We start from the raw sequence: 26,056 nt of genomic DNA, 5'->3' as shown, positions 1-26,056 counted from the left end.
TTCTCCTACGTTCGGTGACTGTCAGGGTTTTCGGACACTGCTGGAACCAGACTCAACAACAGATCGGGGCCGATTGTTTCGACCGACTCGTGCCGGAACCGCAGGGCCTCGTCGATCGTGTGCACACCCGCCTCCGACACCGCGGACGCTCCCGCACCGAGTACCAGCGGGGCGAGGTACGCCTGGATGCGGTCGACCCGGCCCGCGGCGAGGAACGCGCCCGCCAGCCGGGGCCCGCCCTCGAGCAGCACGTCGGTGTACTCGGCGAGCGCGGCGAGGACCTCGTCGACGTCCCGGGTACGCAGCCGCAGTGTGGGCGCCGAGTCGTCGAGGACGTGGGCGCCCGGCGGGATGTCGCCGAGTCCGACGACGACGCGCACCGGCTGGTGCGCGGCGAGGGACCCGTCGGGCGTGCGGGCGGTCAGGCGCGGGTCGTCGGCCAGCACCGTCCCCGTGCCGACCACGATCGCGTCGAGTTTCGCGCGGTCGGCGTGCACGCGGGCGCGCGCCTCGGGACCGGTGATCCACTGGCTGGTGCCGTCGGCGGCCGCGCTGCGCCCGTCGAGCGTGGCGGCGTACTTCCAGGTCACGTGCGGTCGTCCGGTGCGCTGGCGGTGCAGCCACGCCCGCAGCGGACCGCGTTCGACGTCCTGCGCGCGCAGACCGGACGTCACCTCGACGCCGGCGGAGACGAGGGTCTCCGCCCCGCCCGCGGCCTCCGGGTTCGGGTCGCCCACCGCGTAGTGCACGGCGACCACACCGGCGTCGAGGAGCGCCCGCGAGCACGGCCCGGTCCGGCCGGTGTGGTTGCACGGTTCCAGCGTGACGACGGCGGTGCCGCCGCGGGCGGCGTCCCCTGCCTCCCGCAGCGCGACGATCTCGGCGTGGGGGCCGCCGGGCGGCTGCGTCATCCCGACACCGGCGATGCGCCCGGCGGCGTCGAGGACCACCGCGCCGACCGCCGGGTTCGGGCTGGTGAATCCGCGCGCCGACTCCGCGGCGCCGATCGCGATCTGCATCGCGGCATCGAGGTCCGCAGCCGAATTCTCGTGCCGCACGTGGGGGTTCACGATGTGCCGGGTACCGCTACCGGGACAGGCTCAGGTGCGGCGACGCCTTCGCGGCGCTGGCACGCAGGGCGCGCACGGCCTCGGCGGGATCGCTCGTGCCGTAGACGGCGGAGCCGGCGACGAAGCAGTCGACGCCCGCCTCGGCGGCGGCCTCGACGGTGTCGGCGTTGATGCCGCCGTCGATTTCCACGACCAGCCGCAGCTCACCCGAGTCGACGAGGCGGCGGACGGCCTTCGCCTTCGACAGGACCTCCGGGATGAACGACTGCCCACCGAAGCCGGGTTCGACGCTCATCACGAGGAGCGTGTCGAAGTCCTTCAGGATCTCCAGGTACGGCTCGATCGGCGTGCCGGGCTTGACGCTGAGGCCGGCCTTGGCGCCGGCGGCGCGGATGTCGCGGGCGACGGACCGGGGGTCGTCCGTCGCCTCGGCGTGGAACGTGACGTTGTGCGCGCCGGCCTCAGCGTAGGGCGGCGCCCAGCGGCCGGGGTCGTCGATCATGAGGTGGCAGTCGAGCGGGATGTCCGTCGCCGCCAGGAGACTCGTGACGACGGGGAGGCCGAGAGTCAGGTTGGGCACGAAATGTGCGTCCATCACGTCGACGTGCAGCCAGTCGGCACCGGCGACCGCGTCCGCCTCCTCGGCGAGACGCGCGAAATCGGCAGACAGAATGGACGGTGCGATCATCGGGGTTGCCACGCGCCGAAGTTTAGTCGTACGCGTGTGGGGGCCGGGTCGCGCGGTCCATACTGGGCCCATGCCGACCTGGACGGACGTCGTGGCGATCGGTGCGTCGCTGCCGGAGGTGCAGGAGAGCACCTCGTACAACACCCCGGCGCTGAAGGTGGCGGGCAAGCTGCTGGCCCGGTTGCGGGCCGAGTCGGACGGCGGCCTGGTGGTGATGTGCGACCTCGACGAGAAGGCGGCCCTGCTCGCCGAGGGGGCACCGTTCTACACCACGGCGCACTACGACGGCCACGGTTCGATCCTCGTGGACCTCGAGAACGTCGACGTCCCGCAGCTGACGGAGTTGCTGCGGGACGCCTGGCGGATCAAGGCCCCGGCGAAGCTGCGCAGGCAGTTCGACCAGATCTGATGGGAAGGCGAGGGCCCGGGCGGCGCCCGCACACCGGCCCGGACCCTCATCGGATCGGCGTCAGACGCCGAGCTTGAGGCCCGCCCCCGCATCGACCCGGAGTTGCTGACCGGTGACGAACCGGGACTCGTCGGACGACAGGAACACCACCGCGTGCGAGATGTCCTCGGGTTCGACCCACGGGGTGGGCATCGCCTGCATGAACGGGAACGTGACCTTCGCGTCCTCGGCGGTCGGGTTCTCGAGGTCGGGGCGGAACGTGCGGAACATCGGCGGGCTCTGCAGCATGTCCGTGTTGCAGTTGGTGGGGTGAATCGCATTGACGCGGATGGACTTCGGGCCCAGGGTGAGCGCGAGCGAGGTGGTGTACGTCCACAGCATCTTCTTGGCGAGGCCGTAGCCGTCGCCGCCCGGCCCCTGCAGGGCCTGCTGGCCGTTCAGGCCGGTCTGCGGGACCAGCCCGGCCACCGACCCCGTCGCGATGATCGACGCGCCGGCGCCCAGGTGCGGGAGGGCCGAGTGAATCGTGTTGATCACACCGACGAAGTCGACGTCGAACGCATCGACGAAACCCTCGACGGGCACGTCGTTCCCGAGGGGCGCGATCCCTGCATTGGCGACCACGACGTCCAGCCGTCCCAGCGTCGCGACCGCGGCGTCGAGTTCGCGGCGCAGCGCCGCCCGGTCGCGCACGTCCACCTTGGCGGTGACGACGCGGCGCCCCGCCTTCTCGACGAGCCGCCGCGTCTCCGCGAGGTCGGCCTCGGTGGCCAGCGGGTACTCGTTCGACGCGATGTCCTCGCAGAGGTCGAAGGCGATGATGTCGGCGCCCTCGTCGGCGAGGTGCACCGCGTGACTACGACCCTGACCTCGCGCCGCTCCGGTGATCAGAACGACCTTCCCCGCTACCCGATTCATGTGAAGTCCTCCACTCGCTTCGTGACGTACGTCTCTGTCGCGAGAAGAAGTAGAACACGTTTCACACCAAAAGTGAAACAGGTTCTACCGAGTTGCGGCCGGAGGACCGGGCAGCGGGAAGGCGACCGCCCTACGGCTTGCGCAACGCGGCCATGAACATCGCGTCGGTCCCCTGCCGGTGCGGCCAGAGCTGGACGCTCGGACCGTCCCCCAGACCGGGTACACCGGGAACGAGCTCACGCGTGTCGAGCGCCGTGAGGCCGTGGCGCCGCACGGCGTCCGCGACCACGGCCACCGTCTCGGACAGGTGCGGCGAACACGTCGCGTACAGGATCACGCCACCCGGGCGAACCAGCCGGGCGGCCGACGCGAGGAGTTCCCGCTGCAGTTTCGCGAGCCCCGCCACGTCCGACGGCTGCCGGCGCCACCGCGCCTCCGGACGTCGGCGCAACGCACCCAGTCCGGTGCACGGCGCGTCGACCAGGATACGGTCGAACCCGCCCTCCAACCCGGGATCACGACCGTCGGCGACGTGCACGTCCACCGGAAGTTCCTTCGTGGTCTTGCGGATCAGGTCCGCGCGGTGCGCCACCGGTTCCACGGCGTCGAGGCGCCCGCCCTCGATCCCGGCGAGTGCACCCAGCAGGGCAGCCTTGCCGCCGGGGCCCGCGCACAGGTCGAGCCAGCGGCCGGTGTCCGGTCCGTCCAGTGGCGCCAGCGACAGCGCCCGGGCGACGAGCTGGCTGCCCTCGTCCTGCACTCCGGCGAGCCCCTCGCGGACCGCGTCGAGCAGACCCGGATCGCCGCCGTCCAGGTAGACCGCGTACGGCGAGTACCGGCCCACCTCGCCGCCGGTGGCGAGTGCGAGCTCCTCCGCCGAGATCTCACCCGGGCGGGCGACGAGATGCACCGCGGGCCGCGCGTCGTCGGCGACGAGCACGTCCTCGAGTTCCCCGGCATCGGCGCCGAGCGCGTCCGCGAACACCTGCGCGATCCACGTGGGGTGCGCGTGCTCGAACGCCAGCCGCCCCACCGGGTCGGCCGGGGCGAGACGCTCCACCCATTCCGCCTCCGACCGCTCCGACACCCGGCGCAGCACGGCGTTGACGAACCCCGCCTTCCCCGGGCCGGCCTCCGCGCGCACCAGGTCGACGGAGGTGGCGACGGCGGCGTGCGGGGCGACACGGGTGCGCAGCAGCTGGTAGGCGCCCAATTGGAGAACGTCGAGGAGGGGTCCGTCGATCTCGGCGATCGGCCTGCCCGCGCAGTCGGCGATCACGGCGTCGAGGAGCCCGCGGGCACGGGCGGCGCCGTAGGCCAGTTCCGTGGCGAGGGCGGCGTCACGCCCGTCCAGGCGCCGCTCACGCAGCAGCCCGGGCAGGACGAGATTGGCGTAGGCGTCGCGTTCCCGCACGGCGCGCAGCACGTCCCTCGCGGCGAGCCGCGGCTGGTCGAGCCCGGATTGGGACGCGTCGGGGCGGCGCGCCTGCCGGGGGCGGTTGTTGCGGGCGCCCGAGCCGGACTGGCCGCGGCGTGCGGGCCTTCTGGATTCGCTCACTGTGCCCGTACCTCCGCGTCGAGTCGTGCGCCTCGTGCCCAGTCCAGGGCGGCCATCTGTTTCTTGCCCTGCGGCTGGACACGGTCGAGCCGCACCGCCACCGTGGACGTCCCGATCAGGAATCCGGACTTGGTCACGGAGATCTCCCCCGGCTCCAGTCGCTCGTCCGTCACGGTGACCGGGCCGACCTTGACGCGCAGATCACCGATCGTCGTCCAGGCGCCGGGCGCGGGGGTCACCGACCGGATGTGCCGGTCGACCACCGCAGCTGTTCTGTCCCACCGGATCCGGGCCGCCTCGACCGTCACCTTGGCGGCGTGCGAGACCCCGTCGGCCGGTTGTGGGACCGCGGTGATCGCGCCGTCCTCGATGCCGTCGAGGACCGACTCCAGGAGCACGGCGCCGCTGTCGGCGAGACGTCCGAGGAGGTCGCCTGCGGTGTCGGTGTCCCGGATCCGCTCGGTGACCACCCCGTAGACCGGGCCGGTGTCCATCCCCGCCTCCAGCCGGAACGCGCTGGCACCGGTCATGTCGTCGCCCGCGCCGATCGCGGCCTGCACGGGGGCGGCCCCGCGCCACGCCGGCAGCAGCGAGAAGTGCAGGTTCACCCAGCCGTGGGCCGGGATGTCGAGCACCTTCTGCGGCAGCAGCGCCCCGTAGGCGACGACGGGGGCGCAGTCGGGTGCGAGGTCCGCGAGGCGCGCCAGGAACTCCGGTTCCGTGGGCCGCTCCGGGGTGAGCACCTCGATGCCGTGGGAGTCGGCGAGTGCACCGATCGGTGAGCGGACCACCTTGCGTCCACGCCCCGCGACCGCGTCGGGGCGGGTGATCACCGCGACGACGTCGTGGCGTGGCGAACGGATCAGGCGTTCGAGTGAGGGAACGGCGGGCTCGGGGGTTCCGGCGAAGACTATGCGCACGCCGGCGACCCACACGACGGACGGTGGACCGCTGCGCGGGCCGAAACGGTACTCACGAAGGAAGCTCCCCTTTGATCGACGATGTGCCGACCAGTCTAGGGAGTCACACCCGGGCCGTGACACTCGGCGAACGGAGTCGCCGCCCTGCAGTGAACGATTCCGACGCCGAACACCTGGCGGCCGCGCTCACCGTCAAGACCGTGAAAGGACCTCGGCACCAACGCGTACTTCCTGTGGGCGCAGGTCGTCGCGAAACCGGCTAGCGGTTGCTGTCGACGACGACCTCCGGGATACCCGCGCCGATCGGCACGAACTCGCAGCGAGCGAGCGGACCCGCATCCGGGTCGAGCGCCGCACGGACGAGATCGAGGGCGAACGGATCGTAGGGTGCGCGGAAGTGCCCGGTGCCGTCCTCGGGGCATCGATCCTGGATCAGGATGTTGACCGCCCCGGCGCCGCGGAGCGCCATGTTCGTGTACGGCTGGATCATTTCGTCGTACCGCGACCCGATCGTCGTGTACGAGACGCCGGGCACCGTGTCGCCGCCCGCGTTGAGGTCGTTCATGAACGGTGAGCCCTGCATCTGCTGACTGACGGCGACCGACGTCACCGTGCGGGCGAAGTCCGGCCCGCCGGGCAGCGCCTGCACGACCGGGACGAGGCCGTACATCACTCCCCCGTAGCTGGGCGACGCCAGTCCGACCCAATGGTCGACGAACGGCGCGCCGCCGAGCTTGTTGACGTAGTACCTGGTGACGTTCGCGCCCTGCGAGTATCCGACGACGTCGACCTTGTCGGCACCGGTCGCGTCGCGGACCCGGTCGACGAACCGGCCGAACTCCCCCGCGCTCGCGACGATGTCCTCGGTCCCGAACGAATCGGCGCCCGGAGCACCGCCGTAGTTGAGGGCGAACACGCAGTAGCCGTCCGCGGCGAGCATCGGCGACAGGGCGGCCCAGTCCGCGTACGCGCTGGCGTCGGTGCCGTGTGCGAGCACGACCGGCTCGGGGTGGTCCGCGGAGGGCGTACACGTGAAGTCGTTCGATCCGGCGGGTGCGCTGCCCGGGTGGTCGTGCGCGTACGCGGCGGCGGCACTACGCCCGGTCTGGGGAAGCCCCGCGCCGGCGGGCACGACGAATGAGGGGGGCGAGGCGTCGTCCGCCTGGGCGGTGGACACTGCACCGGACATCAGCAGGACGACACCCGCAACGACCGCACCGGCACCCCGAAACCTCATGATCTCTCCCGACTTCGCTGAGACATTGCCGTGAACCTTCCCAGAATGTGCACGCGCTGTCGCGTCGAGCCGGCGGGTCCGCGGCGGGGTGCGGCGCCCTACGAGTCGGTGTCGTCCTTGCCCGCGTCGCTCTGATCATCTTCTGCGAGAAGGCGATACAACGAGCGCCGCGCGTCGGTGAGAATCTCGCCTGCCCGCCGGACCTGGTCGTCGTCGCCGACCGCGGCGACCTGCCCGGCTGCGCCCATCAGCAGCCCGATCAGGCCCCGCAGGTCCTCGGCCGGCCTGCCGACGCTCTCCCGCACGTCGTCCCACGGGGTGCCGAGTTCGGTCTTGTTCGCTTCGACGAAGGCCGTGCCCTCGTCCGTGAGGCGCGCGGTCTTGCGGCCCGCCACCTTTTCGATGAGCACCAGACCCTCGTCCTCGAGCTGCGACAGCGCGGGATAGATCGACCCGGGGCTGGGCCTCCACACCCCGTCGCTGCGCTCGACGATCTGCTGGATCAGCTCGTAGCCGTGCATCGGCCGCTCGGTGAGCAGCAGCAGGATCGCGGAGCGGACATCGCCGCGCCGACCCCGCCCGCCTCGTCCGCGTCCGCGGCCGAAGTGCATTCCGGGCCCGAAGCCCGGACCGCCCTCGGGACCGAAGCCGCCTCGGCGGTGTCCGTGACGGTGCGGCCCGTCGGGCCGTGCCATCCGTTCGCGTCCGAATCGTTCCCGTCGGGAACCTCTGTGTTCGAAATGGAAGTCTTCCATCATCAGCCTCCTTCTGTATCGCTGATGCATCAACGATATATCGGCAATTGCAGGCCGGCAAGACCCATTTCTGTGACGGTCGTCAACTACCCGATGCGGATGGGGTCGATCTGTACCCGCGCGGGCTGCGAGTCCTTCCGCGCACTGCGCACCGACTGCGCCTCTCCCAGCGCCTTGGCCAGCGGTTTCCCCTCCCCGCGGGGCACCCGGATCAGCATGCGCTCCACCTCCGCCGGCTCCGGCGCGTCACCGGAGAACGGCAGCCGCTCCCCCGCGGGCAACTCGACCGGGCCGAGCAATTCCGCGTTCGCCGGCAGGTCGGCGAGGTCCAGGAGGTCGGCGATCGCCTTCGCGCTGCCGTCGATCGCCGCGAGATGGATGGCCGGCGGAAATCCGACCTCGGCCCGCTCCTCGTACTGCGCACGCGCGTGACCGACCGGATCCCAGCGGACCAGCGCCTGCACTGTCGGAATACCCGAATCGGCGACCACGACCACCTGACCGCCGTCGGCGAACGGGCGCACGAGCGACGACGCCGTCATCCACCTCCGCAGCGTCTCCTCGGCGGCACGCAGATCGGGGCGGCCCAGCAGTGCCCAGCCGTCGAGCAGCAATGCCGCGCCGTAGCCGCCCGGCATCACGGGTTCGGCCCCGACGGTCGACACCACGAGGGTGGCGCCCTGCTTCACTTCGTCGACGACGTCCGACCCTCCGGACATCCGGACAGCGACACCGGGGAAGGCGCGGCCCAGTTCCTCGGCGGTGCGTCCGGCGCCGACCACGACCGCGCGCAGCGCCCGCGCTCCGCACGCGTGGCAGCGATGTGCGGCGTCGGCGACGCCGCACCACCGGCACGCGGGTGTTCCCGCCCCGTCCGGACCGGCCGCGGACGGCAGGGCGAGCGGTCCGTTGCACCGGCGGCAGCGGGCGGGCGCCCGGCACTTGCCGCACGCGAGGCTGGGGACGTAGCCGCGCCGGGGGACCTGGACCAGCACTCCCCGGCCGGCGCCGAGCGCCTCCCGGGCGGCGGCGAACGCGATGGCGGGCAACCGGGCGGCCCGCGCTCCGGGGTCCCGGGCCAGGGCGTGGTCGCTGTCCGCGAGTGCGGTGATCTTCGGGGCAGCCGCCCGCACGGAGTCCCGGGACGCCACGAGGTCGTGCGACCATCCCGAATCGACGAGGGCCTGGGCCTCGGCGGTGCGCGCGTGCCCGGCCAGCACCACGGCGCACCCACCGGCATACGCGCGGAGCAGCGCCACCTCGCGGGCATGCGGGTACGGTGCGCGCGGTTCGGAATGGTTGTCGTCCCCGTCGTCCCACACCACGATCAGTCCGGTACGCGGTGTCGGCGCGAACACCGAACTCCGGGTCCCGACGACGACCCGGGCGGTCCCCCGCAACGCCGCCAGCCACCGCCGGTAGCGCAGGGCGGGCCCGAGGCCGGCGGCCAGCCCGACGACGGCGTCCTTGCCCAGCAGCGTCTCCACCGCCGCGACGACCCGGTCGAGGTCGCGCTGGTCGGGGACCACGACCACCGTGCTCGCCCCGGTGGCGGCGACGAGCCCGGACAGTTCCGCGAGACGTGCCGGCCAGTCCTCGCCGGGGAGTGCCTGCCACACCGCACGGGGGGCGCGCCCCTCCGACAGCGCCGTCAGGAACGCGGCGCCGTGGACGTACCGGTCCCACGCGCCGGTGGGGATGGCGGTGCCGGACATCTCGGGCGGTTCGGACGCGGCCTCGGACTCCGCCCGCGCATGCCTCGGCGGAATCGCGAGCCGCAGGACGTCCGCGCGGGTTCCGGCGTACCGGCCGGCGACGAGGTCGACCACCCGGGTGATCTCCTCGGTCAGCACCCGCTCCGGTGAGATCACCCGTTCGAGCCAGCCGAAACGGCCCTGATGGTCGCTCGTCGCGGTGCGGGCTACGACGAATCCGTCGACGAGGCGCCCGGCGAACCGGATGCGGACCCGGACCCCGGGCTGCGCCTGCTCGTCGAGGTCCTTCGGCACGAGATAGTCGAACTCGCGGTCGAGGTGCGCGAGCGGAAGGAGCGGCAGCACCCGGGCAACCGGGTGGACCTCTGCCGCAACCTTTTCCGCGCTCACGCGGCGGCTCCTACCGCGGCGGCGCCCGCCGCGCCGTGACTACCGATCAGAGGCCTGCGGCTGCCCGCAGCTTCTCCGCCCGGTCGATGCTCTCCCACGGGAGGTCGATGTCGGTGCGACCGAAGTGGCCGTACGCCGCGGTCTGCGCGTAGATCGGGCGCAGCAGGTCGAGGTCGCGGATGATCGCACCCGGACGCAGGTCGAACGTTTCGGTGATGGCCTGCTGGATCCGCGCCGGATCCGTCTTCTCGGTCCCGAACGTCTCGACGAACAGACCCACCGGTGCGGCCTTGCCGATCGCGTACGCCACCTGGACCTCGATGCGGTCCGCGAGCCCCGCCGCGACCGCGTTCTTGGCCACCCAGCGCATCGCGTAGGCCGCCGACCGGTCGACCTTCGACGGGTCCTTGCCGGAGAACGCGCCGCCACCGTGGCGGGCCATGCCGCCGTACGTGTCGACGATGATCTTGCGACCGGTCAATCCGGCGTCGCCCATCGGGCCGCCGAGCACGAACTTGCCGGTCGGGTTGACGAGCAGCCGGATGTTCGAGACGTCGAGTTCGGGCATGTCGATCTCGGCGAGAACCGAACCGAGCACCTTCTCCCGCAAGTCGGGGGTGAGCAGGTTGTCGAGGTCGATGTCGGCGGCGTGCTGCGTCGAGATGACCACGGTGTCGAGGCGCACCGCCTTGTCACCGTCGTATTCGATGGTGACCTGGGTCTTGCCGTCCGGGCGCAGGTACGGGAGGACCCCCGACTTGCGGACCTCGGTGAGTCGGCGCGACAGCCGGTGCGCCAGCGCGATCGGCAGGGGCATCAGTTCCGGGGTGTCGGTGGTGGCGAACCCGAACATCAGGCCCTGGTCGCCCGCGCCCTGACGGTCGATCTCGTCGTCGCTCAGTTCGCCGGTGCGGACCTCGTGCGAGTGGTCGACGCCCTGGGCGATCTCCGGGGACTGCGCCCCGATCGCCACGTTGACGCCGCAGGAGTTGCCGTCGAAGCCCTTCGCGGAGGAGTCGTAGCCGATCTCGAGGACGGTGTCGCGCACGATCTTGGGGATGTCGGCGTAGGCGGTGGTCGTCACCTCACCGGCGACGTGGACCTGTCCGGTGGTCACCAGGGTCTCGACGGCGACACGGGCACGGGGGTCGTCGGTGAGGAGCGCGTCGAGGATGGAGTCGCTGATCGCATCACAGATCTTGTCCGGGTGCCCCTCGGTCACAGACTCACTGGTGAATAGCCGACTACCGGACTGGCTCACAGAATTCCCTCTCGACAGTTGTCCTGAACAGCACGTGAAAACAGCTTAGCTGCGTAATACAACGAACGACCCTAACGCCACCCCGGCGGGAGTGACACCCTTAGAATCACCGAAACCCTCCCGAACGTTTCGTCAGAGTGCCCGGAAGAGCTGGTCGACGGCGTCGAGCACCCGGCTCGCCATCAACGCCTTCGATCCGTGCTCGAGCGCGGACTCGGAACCGTCGGCTCCGAGCAGCCACCCGTCGTTATGGTCGACTTCGAACGCCTTGCCCTCACCGACCGCGTTGACGACGAGGAGATCGCAGCCCTTACGCGCGAGCTTGGCCCGTGCGTACGTGAGGACGTCGCCGTCCGCGTCGCCGGTCTCGGCCGCGAATCCGACGATCACGGTCGTCGACGGGATCTCGCCGTCCCTCCGGGACTGGACGAGGCCGGCGAGGATGTCCTCGTTCTTGGTCAGTGCGATCGAGTCGGGTTCACCCGCACCCTTCTTGATCTTGCTGGCCACCGTCGTCGTCGGCCGGAAGTCCGCGACGGCCGCGGCCATGATCACCGCGTCGAACCCGGGCGCGTGCTTGGCGACGGCGACCCGCATGTCTTCCGCGGTCCGCACGTGCACCACGTCGACGGCGGCCGGGTCGGCGAGGCCGGCGGTGTACCCGGAGACGAGGGTGACCTCGGCCCCGCGCTGCACGGCGAGCCGGGCGATGGCGTAACCCTGCTTGCCCGAACTGCGGTTCCCGAGGAACCGCACCGGGTCGAGTGGTTCCCGGGTGCCGCCCGCGGACACGAGGAGCCGGCGGCCCTCCAGGTCGCGGGGCAGCGCGTCGGGACGCTCGACCAGCAACGACGCCAATCCGACGATCTCGTCGGGTTCGGGCAGCCGGCCGGCGCCGGTGTCCTTGCCGGTGAGGCGGCCGGATGCGGGTTCGATGACGGTCACGCCGCGGGCGCGCAGCGTGGCGACGTTGGCGACGGTGGCCGGGTGCTCCCACATCTCCGTGTGCATCGCGGGCGCGAACACGACGGGACATCGTGCGGTGAGCAGCGTCGCGGTGAGGAGGTCGTCCGCGCGTCCCGCCACGGCCCGCGCCATGAGGTCGGCGGTGGCGGGGGCGATGACGACGAGATCCGCTTCCTGCCCGAGACGCACGTGCGGAACCTGCGGGACGTCCGTGAACACACCCGTGTGCACGGGGTTGCCCGACAGCGCCTCGAATGTCGCCTTGCCCACGAACTCGAGCGCGGACTCGGTCGGGATGACCCGAACGTGGTGTCCGGCCTCGGTGAAGGCCCGGATGACGGCGCAGCTCTTGTAGGCCGCGATGCCGCCGCCGACACCGACGACGATCCGCTTGCGCACCCCCGAGGGCACCGGTTCCGGTGAATCCGTCCCGCGCCCGGAACCCGGGCCCGCTGCCTGGTCAGGCACCGCAGATCCTCCGCTCACTCGCCTTCGGTGTGCTCGAGAAGATCGGAGTGGATCTCACGCAGCGCGATCGACAGCGGCTTCTCCTGCAGGCCCGGCTCCACGAGGGGGCCGACGTACTCGAGGATGCCGTCGCCGAGCTGGTTGTAGTAGTCGTTGATCTGACGCGCACGCTTGGCCGCGTAGATCACCAGCGCGTACTTCGACGACGTGCGGGCGAGAAGCTCGTCGATCGGAGGGTTGGTGATGCCGAGCGGGGTGTCGTAAGCCGGCAGGGCGCCGTGGCTGGGTGTTGCGGACGCTACTGCGGGGGTGCTGCTCACTCGGTATCTCCTGAAATTGTTCTGGCTAGTTGATGTGAGATCTAGTGGGTCGAGTCGGTCTGTTCCGGTCGTCCAACCAACAAGGATACCAACTCGTCGCACGTTCGGCTGACATCCTCGTTCACGACGACCACGTCGAACTCGTCCTGGGCCTCCAGCTCGACCCGGGCGGTCGCGAGACGCCGCTCCACGACCTCCGCGGATTCGGTGCCCCGGCCGGTCAACCGCTCGACCAGCACGTCCCAGCTCGGGGGCGCCATGAAGACCAGCAGAGCCTCGGGCATCGCGGCGCGGACGGCCCGCGCACCGGCGAGATCGACCTCGACCAGCACCGGCCTGCCCTGTTCGATGGCCGCGCGGACGGGCGCGGCCGGGGTTCCCGACAGCTGGAGTCCGCCGTGGATCTCGGCCCATTCGAGCAGCTCACCGGAATCGATCATCCGCTGGAACTCGTCACGAGAGGTGAACCGGTAGTCCTTTCCGTCCACCTCGCCCGGGCGTGGATCGCGCGTCGTCGCGGACACGCTGAAGACGAGCTCCGGCATCCGCTCACGCAGGAGTCGCACCACGCTGGACTTACCGACGGCCGAGGGGCCGGCCAGTACTACCAGCCGACCCCTCCGCACTGCGGTCTTGCGCTCTGACACTTGTGCGTCAGCTACCACTGTCGTGCTCAGGCCTCGAAGTCGAACCTGGCGAGCAGGGCCTTCCGCTGCCGATCGCCGAGGCCACGGAGGCGACGGGTCGGAGCGATCTCCAGCTCGGTCATGATCTCCTGCGCCTTGACCTTGCCCACCTTGGGCAGCGCCTCGAGCAGTGCCGACACCTTCATCTTGCCCAGGATCTCGTCGTCCTCGGCGTCCTTGAGAACCTGCTTGAGGTCGGTGCCACCACGCTTCAGGCGCTCCTTGAGCTCAGCCCTGGCCTTGCGGGCAGCAGCTGCCTTCTCCAAAGCAGCAGCGCGCTGCTCATCAGTCAACTGGGGAAGGGCCACGGTTCCTCCGTCTCGTCGTTGGCAAATAGTCCAAACCACTGGATAACCAGCAGCGATAGCGACCGTACTCACGCCCGGCGCCGATTGCGAACCCACCCCCCGAGGTCAGAGCCGGATTCAGGTGGGCTATGAGAGTGCGGACTCGATCTCGTCACGCACCTTCACGGCCGCCTCACGCAGTGCCGCCGCCGACGGTCCGGCCCGGAGAACACCCCGAGAACTGTTCGGCAACAACAGTTTTCGCGAATCGGGGAAAATGTCGGCGAGATCACCGGGAGTCGCACCCTGGGCGCCGAGACCGGGCGCGAGAATCGGCCCGGAAAAATTCGACAAATCCAGGCCGTGTCCGCGTGTCGCGCCCACCACCAGACCCACCAGACCCGGTTGCGCGTCGTTGTGCCGGACCGCCGCGTCCACCACGGACTGCGCCACCGACACCCCCGAGGCCGTTCCCGCCGCCTGCAGATCGCCGCCCTCGGGATTGGACGTCCGGGCCAGCACGAAGAGCCCACGACCCTGCTCCGCGGCCAGCGACAGCGCCGGATCCAGGGCACCGAATCCCAGGTACGGCGACACCGTCACGGCATCGGACGACAGAGCGGACTCCGCGCCCAGCCAGGACTGCGCGTACGCCGCCATCGTCGACCCGATGTCCCCGCGCTTGGCGTCGGCGACGACGAGCGTCCCTGCCTCTCTGAGGACCGAAATCGTGCGTTCGAGCACCGCGTACCCGGCGGAGCCGTACGCTTCGAAGAACGCCACCTGAGGCTTCACGACGGCTACCTCACCGACGAAGGCCTCCACGCAGATCTCCGCGAACGTCTCCAGCCCCTCGGCGGAGACGGGCAGCCCCCACGCCTCGAGCAGCCCCGGATGCGGGTCGATGCCGACACACAACCGCCCCCGGTGCTCGACCGCCGACGTCAGCCGATGCACCCAGGAGTGGTGGTGGTGATGGTGTCCGCTCACGACGAGACGGATCCGGTCGCCGGGGCGACGACGACGGCGGGCGACCGCAGTCGCTCGTGCAGCGCCTGAAGCGACTGGACGCCGATATCGCCGCGGATCGCGGCCTCGATGCCCTGCACCGCGGCGGACGCGCCCTGCACGGTGGTGACGCACGGGATGTTCATCGCGACGGCCGCGCTGCGGATCTCGTAGCCGTCGACACGCGGTCCGGAGTTGCCGTACGGGGTGTTGATCACCATGTCGACCTCGCCGTCGCGGATCGTCTCCACGATGGTGCGCTCCCCCGCCTCCAGCTTCTCGCCGGAATGCTTGTGCACCTCCTGGCAGGTGATCCCGTTGCGGCGGAGGACCGCCGCGGTGCCCTCCGTGGCCAGGATCCGGAAGCCCAGGTCCGCGAGCCGCTTCACCGGGAAGATCAGCGACCGCTTGTCCTTGTTGGCGACCGAGACGAACACCGAGCCCGAGGTGGGCAGCGAACCGTACGCGGCCGTCTGGCTCTTCGCGAACGCGGTGCCGAAGTCGGCGTCGATGCCCATGACCTCGCCGGTCGACTTCATCTCCGGGCTCAGCAGAGTGTCGACCCCGGTGCCGTCGGCGCGGCGGAACCGGTTGAACGGCAGCACCGCCTCCTTGACGGCGACGGGCGCGTCCGCCGGGGTCCAGCCGCCGTCGCCGGTGGCCGGGAGCACGCCGCTCGTGCGCAGCTCGGCGATGGACTCGCCGAGCATGACGCGGGCGCACGCCTTGGCGAGCTGCACGGCCGTCGCCTTCGACACGAACGGCACGGTGCGGCTGGCGCGGGGGTTGGCCTCGAGGACGTACAGGATGTCGTCCTTGAGGGCGTACTGGACGTTGAGCAGGCCCTTCACGCCGATGCCCTTGGCGAGCGCCTCCGTGGAGCGGCGCACGTTCTCGAGGTCGGCGCGGCCGAGGGTGATCGGCGGCAGCGCGCAGGCCGAGTCGCCCGAGTGGATACCGGCCTCCTCGATGTGCTCCATCACGCCGCCGAGGTACACCTCGGTGCCGTCGCAGAGGGCGTCGACGTCGATCTCGATGGCGTCTTCCAGGAAGCGGTCGACGAGCACCGGCCGATCGTCGGAGATTTCGGTGGCGCGGGAGATGTAGCTTTCGAGGGACGCCTCGTCGTACACGATCTCCATGCCGCGGCCGCCGAGGACGTACGACGGCCGCACCAGCACCGGGTACCCGATGCCGGCGGCGATGTCGCGGGCCCCGGCGAACGTGGTGGCGGTGCCGAACTTGGGGGCGGGCAGACCGGCATCGACCAGCACCTTCCCGAATTCGCCGCGATCCTCGGCGAGGTCGATGGCCTCGGGGCTGGTGCCGACGATCGGCACCCCCGCCGCCTTCAGCCGCTTCGCCAGACCCAGCGGGGTCTGACCGCCGAGCTGCACGATCACACCGGCAACGGTGCCCGAGATCGACTCCGCCCGGTACACCTCGAGCACGTCCTCGAACGTCAGCGGCTCGAAGTACAGCCGGTCGGCCGTGTCGTAGTCGGTGGAGACGGTCTCCGGGTTGCAGTTGACCATCACGGTCTCGTAGCCGGCCTCCGACAGCGTCAGGGCGGCGTGGACGCAGGAGTAGTCGAACTCGATGCCCTGACCGATGCGGTTCGGTCCGGAACCGAGGATCAGGACCTTCGGACGCTCGGTCTGCGGGGCCACCTCGGACTCGGCCGCCGGGTCCAGTTCGTAACTGGAGTAGTGGTAGGGCGTCTTCGCCTCGAACTCGGCGGCGCAGGTGTCGACCGTCTTGTAGACGGGGTGGACGTCCCACTGCTCACGCAGCGCGCGGACCGCGTCCTCGCCACCGATCTCGGGGCGCAGGGCCGCGATCTGCCGGTCCGACAGGCCGTGGTGCTTGGCGCGGCGCAGGACCCGCTCGGTCACCTCGGGCGCCTCGCGCAGCGCGTCGCCGAGTTCGTGGATCTGCAGGATCTGGTCGAGGAACCACGGGTCGATCTTCGTGGCGTCGAACAGCTGCTCGACGGTGGCGCCGAGCGCGAACGCCTTCTCCAGGCCGTACACGCGTCCGTCGCGGGGAACGCTCAGTTCCGCGAGGAGGCTGTCCAGGTCGGCGGCCTCCACGTCGGGACCCGTCCAGTACCCCGCCCGCTTGGTCTCGAGGGAGCGCAGCACCTTGCCGAACGCCTCGGTGAAGTTGCGGCCGATCGACATGGCCTCACCGACCGACTTCATCGTGGTGGTAAGGGTGTCGTCGGCGCCCGGGAACTTCTCGAACGCGAACCGGGGCGCCTTGACCACGACGTAGTCGAGGGTCGGCTCGAAGCACGCCGGCGTTTCCTTGGTGATGTCGTTGACGATCTCGTCCAGGGTGTATCCGATGGCGAGCTTCGCGGCGATCTTCGCGATCGGGAAGCCGGTCGCCTTGGACGCGAGCGCGCTGGACCGGGACACGCGCGGGTTCATCTCGATGACGACGAGCCGCCCGTCGGCAGGGTCCATCGCGAACTGGATGTTGCAGCCGCCGGTGTCGACGCCGACCTCGCGGAGGATGTCGATCGAGAGATCGCGCATCGCCTGGTACTCGCGGTCGGTGAGCGTCATCGCGGGGGCGACGGTGATCGAGTCACCGGTGTGCACCCCGACCGGGTCGACGTTCTCGATCGAGCACACGATCACCACGTTGTCGCGGCCGTCGCGCATCAGCTCGAGCTCGTATTCCTTCCACCCGAGGATCGACTCCTCGATCAGCACGTTGGCGGTGGGTGACGCGGCGAGGCCGCCGCCGGCGATCCGCGTGAGGTCCTCGTCGTCGTAGGCCATTCCGGAGCCGAGTCCGCCCATCGTGAACGACGGCCGCACGACGACGGGGAAACCGAGTTCGGCGACGGTGTCCCGGACCTCGTCCATGGTGTAGCAGACGCGGGAGCGCGCGGACTCGCCGCCGACCTTGGCGACGATGTCCTTGAACTTCTGCCGGTCCTCGCCGCGCTGGATGGCGTCGAAGTCGGCGCCGATCAGTTCGACGTCGTACTTCTCGAGGATGCCCTGCTCGTGCAGCGCCACCGCGGTGTTGAGGGCGGTCTGGCCGCCGAGCGTCGCGAGGACGGCGTCGATGGGGTGCCCCTTCTCGGCCTCGAGGGCGATGACCTTCTCGACGAACTCGGCGGTGATCGGCTCCACGTACGTGGCGTCGGCGAATTCGGGGTCGGTCATGATCGTGGCCGGGTTGGAGTTGACGAGGCTGACCCGCAGGCCCTCCTCGCGCAGCACCCGGCAGGCCTGGGTTCCGGAATAGTCGAACTCACAGGCCTGGCCGATGACGATCGGCCCGGAGCCGATCACCAGGATGTGGGAGAGATCGGTACGGCGTGGCATTAGTTCTTGACTCCCTCGAGCAGGCTGGTGAAGCGGTCGAACAGGTACGCGGCGTCGTGCGGGCCCGCCGCGGCCTCGGGGTGGTACTGCACCGAGAAGGCGGATCCGTCGAGCAGGCGGACCCCCTCGACGGCGCCGTCGTTGGCGCAGGTGTGGCTGACGACGGCCTTGCCGAACGGGGTGTCGAACTCCTGTCCGGCCTCCCCCTCCAGCGCGAACCCGTGGTTCTGCGCGGTGATCGCGATGCGTCCCGTCTCGTGTTCGACGACCGGGATGTTGATGCCCCGGTGACCGAATTTCATCTTGTACGTGCCGAGACCGAGTGCGCGCCCGAGAATCTGGTTGCCGAAGCAGATGCCGAACAGGGGCAGGCCCTGCCCGATGACTTCCTTCGTCAGGTGCACGGCGCCGTCGGCGGTCGCCGGGTCGCCGGGACCGTTGGAGAGGAAGACGCCGTCGGCCTTCAGGTCCAGGATCTGCGCGAGCGTGGCGTCGGACGGGAGCACGTGCACCCGGATGCCGCGCTCGGCGAACATGCGCGGGGTGTTGGTCTTGATGCCGAGGTCGATGGCCGCGACCGTGAAGCGCGCCTCTCCCCCGGTCGGCTCGACGACGTAGCCGCTGGTGGTGCTGACCTCGCCGGCGAGGTCCGCGCCGAGCATCGACGGCTGGCCCTTCACCCGCTCGAGCAGCACGTCGGTGTCGGCGAGGGCGTCGCCGGAAAAGACGCCGGCGCGCATGGAACCGCGCGTGCGCAGGTGGCGGACCAGGGCCCGGGTGTCGATGCCGGCGATCCCGACGACTCCCTGCTTGACGAGCTCGTCCTGCAGGGATCCGGTGGCGCGCCAGCTGGAGGTGCGGCGGGCGGGGTCGCGGACGACGTACCCGGCGACCCAGATCTTCGCCTCCGCGCTGCTGCCGGTGGGCCCGACGGACTCGTCGTCCTCGTCGTTCCATCCGGTGTTGCCGATCTGCGGCGCGGTGGCCACGACGATCTGGCGGTGGTAGCTGGGGTCGGTGAGCGTCTCCTGGTACCCGGTCATGCCGGTGCTGAAGACGGCCTCACCGAGTGTCTGGCCGACGGCGCCGAAAGTGGTGCCCCGGAATACCCGTCCGTCCTCGAGGACCAGTACTGCAGAGTCGGTGTCGTAGCCGCTCATGCGTTCTCTCCGTTCTGCTCGACCTCACCAGAGCTCGCCGCATTCGCTGAATCTTCACTGTCTGTCTTGCCGTCCGGTTTCCCTGTGCCCACCCAGGCGGGGTACACGGACTTGTCGTCGCTGCGGAAACCGGTGTCGATCTCGGTGCCGGTCGGCAGCTCCCACCGGATCACCAGGACGCCGTCCTTGCTCATGACCTTGCCCGCCAGGCCGCGTTCGGTGCGCACCGCGCGGACCGCGTCCCGCGGAATCCAGATCGCCGACGCCCCGTCCCGTTCGAGCAGGATCCCGGTGTCGTAGCGGGAGATCTCGCCCGTCGCCCGGAAGCCGAGGTCGCCGACCGCGATACGGTCCTGCCAGCTGGGGGCGAGGGTGCTGCCCACGTACAGGCCGGAGACCGGCGCGATCGTCTGCTCGCCCAGGTGCGCGGGCACGGCGGGAAGCTGCCCGACCCGGTCGGCCTGCCGACGGGCACGCCCCCGCCAGCCGACGTACATGAGGAAGATGGCCAGCACCCAGAACGCGACGAGGCCGACGATCCACAGAATTCTCTCCACCGTCATCCCCTGCCGTTCCGTGCCGGCACGCGGGCCCGGCCGTCGCTGGCGGTGATCCGGCCACGCAGGATCGTCGTGGTCACCCGCGCCGGGAGCGTCATCGACTCGTACGGCGTGTTGTGGGCGACACTGGCCAGATCGGGGCCGTGGACGGTCCATTCGGCGTCCGGATCGATCAGCACGAGGTTGGCGGGTTCGCCGACCGCGATCGGACGCCCCTGGTCGTCGAGTCCGACGATCTCGGCCGGGCGCTCACTCATCACCCGGGCAACGCCGCGCCAGTCGAGCAGCCCCGTGCGGACCATCGTCTGCGCGACGATCGACAGCGCCGTCTCGAGCCCCAGCATTCCGGGGCGGGCGGCCGCGAACTCGCAGCACTTGTCCTGCTCGGCGTGCGGCGCGTGGTCGGTGGCGACGCAGTCGATGGTCCCCTCGGCGAGTCCGGCCCGGAGCGCGGCGACGTCGCTCGCCTCCCGCAGGGGCGGGTTCACCTTGTTGACGGCGTCGTACGTCTCGAGCCGGGAATCGTCGAGCAGCAGGTGGTGCGGGGTGACCTCGGCTGTGATCGAAATACCTTGTCCGCGTGCCCACTTCATCAGTTCGACGGTGCCCGCGGTGGAGGCGTGGCAGATGTGCACGCGCGCCCCGGCATCGCGGGCGAGCAGTGCGTCGCGGGCGACGATCGACTCCTCGGCGGCGCGCGGCCAGCCCGCCAGCCCGAGCCGGGCGGCGGTGGGCCCTTCGTGCGCGATCGCTCCGACCGTCAGTCGCGGCTCCTCCGCGTGCTGCGCGATGAGCACGCCGAGCGAACTCGAGTACTCGAGGGCCCGGCGCATGATCAGCGGGTCGTAGACGCAATGGCCGTCGTCCGAGAACATCCGCACCCGGCCGGTCCCGGACGCCATCGTGGCCATCTCGGCGAGTTGCTTGCCCTCGAGCCCGACGGTGACCGCTCCGACGGGGTGCACGTCGACGAGCCCGACTTCCTGGCCGCGGCGCCACACGTGGTCGGTGACGACCACCGAGTCGGCGACCGGGCTGGTGTTGGCCATCGCGAAGACCGCGGTGTACCCGCCGAGCGCGGCGGCGGCGGAACCGGAATCGATGGTCTCGGTGTCCTCCCTGCCCGGTTCCCGCAGGTGGGTGTGCAGGTCGACGAAACCGGGGAGCAGGATCTGCCCCGCCGCGTCGATCACCTCGGCGTCCGGCGCGGCGTCCGTGCCCGCGTCCGCACCGATCGCGGCGATGACGCCGTCACCGAGCAGAACGTCGGTGGGCTCGCCTTCGCCGTACAGCAACACGTTCTTGATGAGCACTGTCTCTCCTGTCACTGCACTGTCACTCATCCCGCTACTTCCTCCGATCCGACCAGCAGCCGGAACAGCACCGCCATCCGCATGTGCACACCGTTGGTCACCTGCTGCAGCACGGCGGTTCTCGTCGAATCGGCCACCGCCGAGGCGATTTCCATGCCGCGGAGCATCGGACCGGGGTGCAGCACCACCGCGTGCTCGGGAAGCAGCGCGAGCCGCTTCTCCGACAGGCCGTAATTGATCGAGTACTCCCGCTGGGACGGGAAGAACCCGCCGTTCATCCGTTCCGCCTGCACCCGCAGCATGAGGACGGCGTCGAGACCGGGCAGTTCCGCGTCGAGGGAATGCGCCACCGACACCGGCCACGACGACACACCGACCGGGAGCAGCGTGGGCGGCGCGACGAGGACGACCTCGGCGCCGAGCATCGACAGCAGCAGCGCGTTGGACCGCGCGACCCGGCTGTGCAGGATGTCGCCGACGATGGCGATGCGCTTGCCGTCGATGTCGCCGAGGCGTTGCCGCAGCGTGAGCGCGTCGAGCAGCGCCTGGGTGGGGTGTTCGTGCGTGCCGTCGCCGGCGTTGATCACCGCGGGTCCGCCGTCGTCCTGACGTCCGGTCCAGTTCGCGATCTGGTGGGCCGCACCCGACGCGGGGTGCCGCACGATCAGGGCGTCGGCGCCGGCGGCGCGCAGCGTCATCGCCGTGTCCCGCAGCGACTCGCCCTTCGACACCGACGAGCTGGAGGCGCTGACGTTGATGACGTCCGCGCTCATCCACTTGCCTGCGACCTCGAACGACACCCGGGTGCGGGTCGAGTTCTCGAAGAACACGGTCATCACGGTCCGGCCGCGCAGCGTCGGGAGCTTGCGCACCTCACGTCCGAGGAGGGCCTGTTCGAAGCGTTCGGCCTCGTCGAGAAGTTCGACGGCCGATTCCCGTGTCAGGTCCGCGATCGACAACAGGTGCTTCACTTAGCTCTTCCCCCCGGAGATCATGACCGCGTCGCGGCCGTCGTGTTCGCTCAGGAGCACCTTGACGTCCTCGGTGCGGGCGGTGGGCACGTTCTTGCCCACGTAGTCGGCGCGCAGCGGCAGTTCGCGGTGCCCGCGGTCGACGAGGACGGCCAGCTGGACGGCCCGGGGCCGCCCGAGGTCGCGGAGGGCGTCGAGCGCCGAGCGGACGGTGCGGCCGGAGAACAGCACGTCGTCGACGAGGACGACCAGGGTGTTGTCGACGCCGCCCTCGGGCACCGAGGTCCGTTCGAGGGGGCGGTGCGGTTTGGTGCGCAGATCGTCGCGGTACAGGGTGATGTCGAGGGAGCCGACCGGTGGACGCACCCCGGAGAATTCTTCGACCTTCCCGGCGAGCCGCGCGGCCAGCGTCGTGCCCCGGGTCGGGATGCCGATCAGAACGACACGCGGCGCCTCACCGTCGGCGGCGTCGATCGCGGTCTTCTCGATGATCTGGTGCGCGATTCGCGCAATGGTCCGTCCCACATCGGCTGCGGACAGCAGCTCCCGTGCGGGTTCGACGGACGGGGACTCTTCTGGTGTTGAATCCGCCGGTTCCCCGGCGGGGCGAGACCCTTCGGGCACGCGCATACAACGACCTCCTTCTCCGCCTCACTGGACGGATCGTTAAAGGATGCCTGACGCGGACAGCTTATCAGCGCGTCGACTGCGCCAGGCCCGGACCCCTGACCTGCGGACCCGCCGACACGGGCCCGCAGCGGGACACGAACTTACGAGCGGGCGTCGTTCGACTCGCCGCCGGCGGTCTCGGCACGCCGCGACGTCGCGGCCGCAGCCGACCGCACCTGCGGGGCCACCAGCACGACCTGGCCGAGGATGCCGTTGACGAAACCCGGCGACTCGTCGGTGGACAGCTGCTTGGCGAGCTCCACCGCCTCGTCCACGGCCACGACCGGAGGCACGTCGGTGGCGTGGAACAGCTCCCACACGGCGATGCGCAGGATGGCGCGGTCGACGGCGGGCAGCCGCTCGAGCGTCCAGTCCTGCAGGTGGGACGAGATCACCTCGTCGAGGCGGTCCAGGTTCTCCGCGACACCCGTCACCACGGTGACGGTGTACGGGGCGACCGGTGCCACGGAATCGTCCTTGCCGGACAATTCCGCGCGCTCGTTCGCGAGATCGACCGGATCGAGATCTCGCGCCTCGGCCTCGAAGAGGAAATCGACGGCGCGCTTGCGGGCCTTGTGCCGTGCGCCGAGTTTCTTATGCGAACCGGACACTCAGGAATTCACACGCCCGAGGTAGTTGCCGTCGCGGGAGTCGACCTTCAGCTTGTCACCGGTGTTGATGAACAGCGGAACGTTGATCTCTGCGCCGGTCTCGAGGGTGGCGGGCTTGGTGCCGCCGGTGGAGCGGTCGCCCTGCAGACCGGGATCGGTGTGCTTGACCACCAGTTCGACGGTGACGGGCAGTTCGACGAACAGCGGAACGTCCTCGTGCGTCGCGACCTGCACGGACATGTTCTCGAGCAGGAAGCGGGCGCCGTCGCCGACGGTGGCCTCGCTGATCGAGATCTGGTCGTACGTGGCGCCGTCCATGAAGATGTAGTCGGTGCCGTCGTGGTAGAGGTAGGTCATGTCACGGCGGTCGACCGTGGCCGTGTCCACCTTGACGCCGGCGTTGAACGTCTTGTCGACGACCTTGCCCGAGAGCACGTTCTTCAACTTGGTGCGCACGAACGCGGGACCCTTGCCGGGCTTCACGTGCTGGAACTCGGTAATCGTCCACAGCTGGCCTTCGATCTGCAGGACCAGGCCGTTCTTGAAATCACTGGTTGAAGCCACTTGCTTCGCGTCTCCTCGATAAGGTCGAAACCGTCTACACGACAGTCAGGTCTTTGGTGGTGAGTGTGAGCAGCTCCGGTCCCTGCTCACGAACCACGAGCGTGTCCTCGATCCGCACGCCTCCGCGCCCGGAGAAGTACACGCCCGGCTCGACGGTCACCGCCGCACCGTCCAGAAGTGTACCGGTGCCCAGCTTGCCGATTCCCGGAGCTTCGTGGATCTCCAGGCCGACGCCGTGTCCGAGCCCGTGCAGGAACAGCTCCCCGTAGCCGGCGTCCTCGATGACCCGGCGGGCGGCGGCGTCCACCGCGGACACCTCGACTCCCGGGCGCAGCGCGTCCCGGCCTGCCTCCTGCGACCGCGCGACCAGCGCATATACGTCGCGTTGCCAGTCGGCGACCTGCCCCAGGACGTACGTTCTGGTCATGTCCGAGTGGTAGCCGCCGATCTCCGCCCCGAAGTCCAGCTTCACGAAGTCGCCGCTGCCGAGCACCGCCTCGGTCGGGCGGTGGTGCGGGATCGCCGAGTGGGCGCCCGCCGCGACGATGGTCTCGAACGAGATGCCGTCGGCGCCGTGCGCGAGCATCAGCGCCTCCAGTTCCCGGCCCACCTCCTTCTCGGTGCGCCCGGGGCGGAGACCACCGCGCTCGATCAACTCGGCGAGCGCGGAGTCGGCGGCCGCGCACGCCGCGCGCAGCAGCCCGACCTCGAAGTCGTCCTTCACCATCCGTAGTTCCTCGACGAGACCCGGAACCGGGTCGAGCCGCGCGTCCGGCGCGAGCACCGACCAGGCGGCGAACTCGTCCACCGTGACGACGTGACTCTCGAACGCCAGCGACGACGGGTTCCGCCGACCCACGGATTCGATCAGGTGGGCTGCGCTGGCGCGGGCGATCTCGGCCCGCAGATCGGGAACCTGTTCTCCGACCTGTGTGAGGTAGCGGCCGTCGGTGCAGATGACGGTGCGCTCCTCGGCGCCCTCGGCGTCGGACGCGTGCACGAGCAGCGCGGCATTGGAGCCGGTGAACCCGGTGAGATACCGGATGTTCACCAGATTCGTCACCAGAAGTGCGTCGAGATCCCGGGCGGCGAGGGCCGCGCGCAGCGCCGCGCGCCGCGAACCATGATCAGCAGGCATGTCGTCAAACGTACCGGGAATCCGCCGCCGCGCGGGCGCGGATCGACGGCACCCGACCACAGGCGAGAACAGGTTTCAGACCGTCCCCGTGTGGGTTAGGCCACACGGGCGGAAACCCGCTCGTTACGCTGTGCCCATGAATGCGTGGGTGGTACGCGGCCTCGGCATGGCCCTGATACATGTTTTCGTTCGTGTGATCCTCGGTGTGTCGATCACACAGTGGCCGCTTCAGGGTTCCGCTCTGAGATGGCTCGCACTGCTGATCGTGGTGTTCGTGGCACTGATCTGGGCCGGCATCGACGGTATCCGGGACCGCCGCCGGAACCCGGACCCGGAGGACGGCGCCGACCTGACGATGCTGTGGCTGAAGGCGGCCCTGCTCGGCGGAGTCGTCGCGGGCGTGGGGAGCTGGCTGGCCAACCTGGTGCCGAACCTCAACGTCACCCAGAACTCGTTCTTCTTCGAGATCACGTCCGGGGCGGCGTTCACAGTCCTGCTGATCTTCGTTCCTGCCATGCTCGCCGTGTTCCTCGGCCGGTTCTTCGTCGGCCGGGACTCCAGGAAGACGGAGAAGGGCCGCGGCGAACGCCGGACGGCGGCGCACGGCGCCGGAGTGGCGGCAGGAGCCGCAGCGGGGGGAACCGCAGCCGCAGCCGTGGCAGACGACGACGGGTACGGCCAGAACTACCCCGGCCAGGCGTACGAGCAGACCCCGGACACCGGGTACGCCGGTTCCGATGCCGACACGGCCGTGTTCGAACCGGTGCACAACTACCGCGAGGACCCCTCGGACCTCGATCAGCCGCAGGGCGGGGACACCACCTGGCAGGACCCGGTCGACCTCGGGAAGCGGACCGCGGACGACCAGCGCCGCGGCGAGTAGCCGCTCCCGGCTCTCCCACACCCGACGGACGACACACCGACCGACGACGCGGGGGGGGGGGGGGGAGCGACCTCACCCCCAGGGTCTCGTTCTTTTCGTTGTGGTGAGAGGGGGGGGGGAAGAGGGGGGGCGGGGTGGTGTGCGGGGGGGAACGGGGGGAGGGGGGGGGGGGAAGAGAGAGAGT

The 26,056-nt window shown here is 70.3% G+C and carries 25 protein-coding genes; 2 read left to right on the top strand and 23 right to left on the bottom strand.

Annotated features, from left to right (window positions below; genetic code table 11):
• Positions 1 to 5 precede the first annotated feature (5 nt).
• Both ribD and rpe read right to left on the bottom strand, forming a co-directional pair.
• Positions 6 to 1,058: a bifunctional diaminohydroxyphosphoribosylaminopyrimidine deaminase/5-amino-6-(5-phosphoribosylamino)uracil reductase RibD gene (gene ribD, locus ACFU5V_RS11495; RefSeq protein WP_378430714.1), complete on the bottom strand. Its 1,053-nt coding sequence runs from the start codon at positions 1,056 to 1,058 to the stop codon at positions 6 to 8.
• 28 nt (positions 1,059 to 1,086) lie between these two features.
• Positions 1,087 to 1,770 (bottom strand): ribulose-phosphate 3-epimerase, encoded by a 684-nt coding sequence (gene rpe, locus ACFU5V_RS11490; protein ID WP_072942121.1) that lies wholly within the window; start codon positions 1,768 to 1,770, stop codon positions 1,087 to 1,089.
• Between the two features lie 58 nt (positions 1,771 to 1,828).
• On the opposite strand from rpe, the gene ACFU5V_RS11485 reads away from it, so the two are divergent.
• Positions 1,829 to 2,167: an MmcQ/YjbR family DNA-binding protein gene (locus ACFU5V_RS11485; RefSeq protein WP_378430707.1), complete on the top strand. Its 339-nt coding sequence runs from the start codon at positions 1,829 to 1,831 to the stop codon at positions 2,165 to 2,167.
• A gap of 60 nt (positions 2,168 to 2,227) precedes the next feature.
• Here ACFU5V_RS11485 and ACFU5V_RS11480 read toward each other — a convergent pair whose 3' ends face one another.
• From ACFU5V_RS11480 to ACFU5V_RS11380, 21 genes are all read right to left on the bottom strand, one after another.
• Complete coding sequence (locus ACFU5V_RS11480) at positions 2,228 to 3,085, bottom strand: mycofactocin-coupled SDR family oxidoreductase (RefSeq protein WP_378699227.1); 858 nt, start codon at positions 3,083 to 3,085, stop codon at positions 2,228 to 2,230.
• Between the two features lie 130 nt (positions 3,086 to 3,215).
• Entirely contained in the window at positions 3,216 to 4,643 is a 1,428-nt protein-coding gene (locus ACFU5V_RS11475; protein ID WP_378699225.1) for an RsmB/NOP family class I SAM-dependent RNA methyltransferase, read from the bottom strand.
• Complete coding sequence (gene fmt, locus ACFU5V_RS11470) at positions 4,640 to 5,563, bottom strand: methionyl-tRNA formyltransferase (protein ID WP_378699223.1); 924 nt, start codon at positions 5,561 to 5,563, stop codon at positions 4,640 to 4,642. The genes ACFU5V_RS11475 and fmt overlap by 4 nt, the downstream gene beginning before the upstream one ends.
• A gap of 259 nt (positions 5,564 to 5,822) precedes the next feature.
• On the bottom strand, positions 5,823 to 6,800 hold the full coding sequence (locus ACFU5V_RS11465) for an esterase/lipase family protein (RefSeq protein WP_378699221.1): 978 nt from the start codon (positions 6,798 to 6,800) through the stop codon (positions 5,823 to 5,825).
• Between the two features lie 98 nt (positions 6,801 to 6,898).
• Positions 6,899 to 7,555, bottom strand: a complete 657-nt coding sequence (locus ACFU5V_RS11460) for a PadR family transcriptional regulator (protein ID WP_378430713.1) — start codon at positions 7,553 to 7,555, stop codon at positions 6,899 to 6,901.
• An 86-nt stretch (positions 7,556 to 7,641) separates the two neighbouring features.
• Positions 7,642 to 9,660, bottom strand: coding sequence for a primosomal protein N' (locus tag ACFU5V_RS11455; protein WP_378699219.1), 2,019 nt, complete (start codon positions 9,658 to 9,660; stop codon positions 7,642 to 7,644).
• A 46-nt stretch (positions 9,661 to 9,706) separates the two neighbouring features.
• Positions 9,707 to 10,921: a methionine adenosyltransferase gene (metK, locus tag ACFU5V_RS11450; RefSeq protein WP_120659112.1), complete on the bottom strand. Its 1,215-nt coding sequence runs from the start codon at positions 10,919 to 10,921 to the stop codon at positions 9,707 to 9,709.
• A 132-nt stretch (positions 10,922 to 11,053) separates the two neighbouring features.
• A complete protein-coding gene (gene coaBC, locus ACFU5V_RS11445) occupies positions 11,054 to 12,355 on the bottom strand; it encodes a bifunctional phosphopantothenoylcysteine decarboxylase/phosphopantothenate--cysteine ligase CoaBC (RefSeq protein WP_378430701.1) in 1,302 nt (433 codons plus the stop codon).
• A gap of 14 nt (positions 12,356 to 12,369) precedes the next feature.
• Complete coding sequence (gene rpoZ / locus ACFU5V_RS11440; RefSeq protein ID WP_005241734.1) at positions 12,370 to 12,675, bottom strand: DNA-directed RNA polymerase subunit omega; 306 nt, start codon at positions 12,673 to 12,675, stop codon at positions 12,370 to 12,372.
• A gap of 41 nt (positions 12,676 to 12,716) precedes the next feature.
• A complete protein-coding gene (gene gmk / locus ACFU5V_RS11435; RefSeq protein WP_378699216.1) occupies positions 12,717 to 13,340 on the bottom strand; it encodes a guanylate kinase in 624 nt (207 codons plus the stop codon).
• A gap of 8 nt (positions 13,341 to 13,348) precedes the next feature.
• A complete protein-coding gene (gene mihF, locus ACFU5V_RS11430) occupies positions 13,349 to 13,669 on the bottom strand; it encodes an integration host factor, actinobacterial type (protein WP_005262298.1) in 321 nt (106 codons plus the stop codon).
• Between the two features lie 126 nt (positions 13,670 to 13,795).
• Complete coding sequence (pyrF, locus tag ACFU5V_RS11425) at positions 13,796 to 14,605, bottom strand: orotidine-5'-phosphate decarboxylase (protein ID WP_378430712.1); 810 nt, start codon at positions 14,603 to 14,605, stop codon at positions 13,796 to 13,798.
• Positions 14,606 to 14,634: 29 nt separating this feature from the next.
• Complete coding sequence (carB, locus tag ACFU5V_RS11420) at positions 14,635 to 18,003, bottom strand: carbamoyl-phosphate synthase large subunit (protein ID WP_378430699.1); 3,369 nt, start codon at positions 18,001 to 18,003, stop codon at positions 14,635 to 14,637.
• Entirely contained in the window at positions 18,003 to 19,163 is a 1,161-nt protein-coding gene (carA, locus tag ACFU5V_RS11415) for a glutamine-hydrolyzing carbamoyl-phosphate synthase small subunit (protein WP_378430698.1), read from the bottom strand. Before carA ends, carB begins: the two co-directional genes overlap by 1 nt.
• On the bottom strand, positions 19,160 to 19,726 hold the full coding sequence (locus ACFU5V_RS11410) for a transporter (RefSeq protein WP_378699214.1): 567 nt from the start codon (positions 19,724 to 19,726) through the stop codon (positions 19,160 to 19,162). Before ACFU5V_RS11410 ends, carA begins: the two co-directional genes overlap by 4 nt.
• Complete coding sequence (locus ACFU5V_RS11405) at positions 19,723 to 21,066, bottom strand: dihydroorotase (protein WP_378430696.1); 1,344 nt, start codon at positions 21,064 to 21,066, stop codon at positions 19,723 to 19,725. The genes ACFU5V_RS11410 and ACFU5V_RS11405 overlap by 4 nt, the downstream gene beginning before the upstream one ends.
• The gene (locus tag ACFU5V_RS11400; protein WP_378699212.1) at positions 21,063 to 22,007 is read right to left on the bottom strand and encodes an aspartate carbamoyltransferase catalytic subunit; all 945 of its coding nucleotides are present in this window, start codon (positions 22,005 to 22,007) and stop codon (positions 21,063 to 21,065) included. The genes ACFU5V_RS11405 and ACFU5V_RS11400 overlap by 4 nt, the downstream gene beginning before the upstream one ends.
• Positions 22,008 to 22,637, bottom strand: coding sequence for a bifunctional pyr operon transcriptional regulator/uracil phosphoribosyltransferase PyrR (gene pyrR / locus ACFU5V_RS11395; protein ID WP_015890604.1), 630 nt, complete (start codon positions 22,635 to 22,637; stop codon positions 22,008 to 22,010).
• A 140-nt stretch (positions 22,638 to 22,777) separates the two neighbouring features.
• Complete coding sequence (gene nusB, locus ACFU5V_RS11390; RefSeq protein ID WP_378430694.1) at positions 22,778 to 23,287, bottom strand: transcription antitermination factor NusB; 510 nt, start codon at positions 23,285 to 23,287, stop codon at positions 22,778 to 22,780.
• Positions 23,288 to 23,851: an elongation factor P gene (gene efp, locus ACFU5V_RS11385; RefSeq protein ID WP_378430693.1), complete on the bottom strand. Its 564-nt coding sequence runs from the start codon at positions 23,849 to 23,851 to the stop codon at positions 23,288 to 23,290. It abuts the gene before it with no gap.
• A gap of 34 nt (positions 23,852 to 23,885) precedes the next feature.
• Positions 23,886 to 24,989: an aminopeptidase P family protein gene (locus ACFU5V_RS11380; protein ID WP_378699210.1), complete on the bottom strand. Its 1,104-nt coding sequence runs from the start codon at positions 24,987 to 24,989 to the stop codon at positions 23,886 to 23,888.
• Between the two features lie 136 nt (positions 24,990 to 25,125).
• On the opposite strand from ACFU5V_RS11380, the gene ACFU5V_RS11375 reads away from it, so the two are divergent.
• Positions 25,126 to 25,872 (top strand): B-4DMT family transporter, encoded by a 747-nt coding sequence (locus tag ACFU5V_RS11375; RefSeq protein WP_378699208.1) that lies wholly within the window; start codon positions 25,126 to 25,128, stop codon positions 25,870 to 25,872.
• Positions 25,873 to 26,056: the final 184 nt, after the last annotated feature.

Origin of the sequence: Rhodococcus sp. NPDC057529, assembly GCF_042802055.1 — a bacterium.
In the GTDB taxonomy this organism is placed as follows: domain Bacteria; phylum Actinomycetota; class Actinomycetes; order Mycobacteriales; family Mycobacteriaceae; genus Rhodococcus_F.
This window is presented reverse-complemented; position numbering and strand designations above follow the sequence as displayed.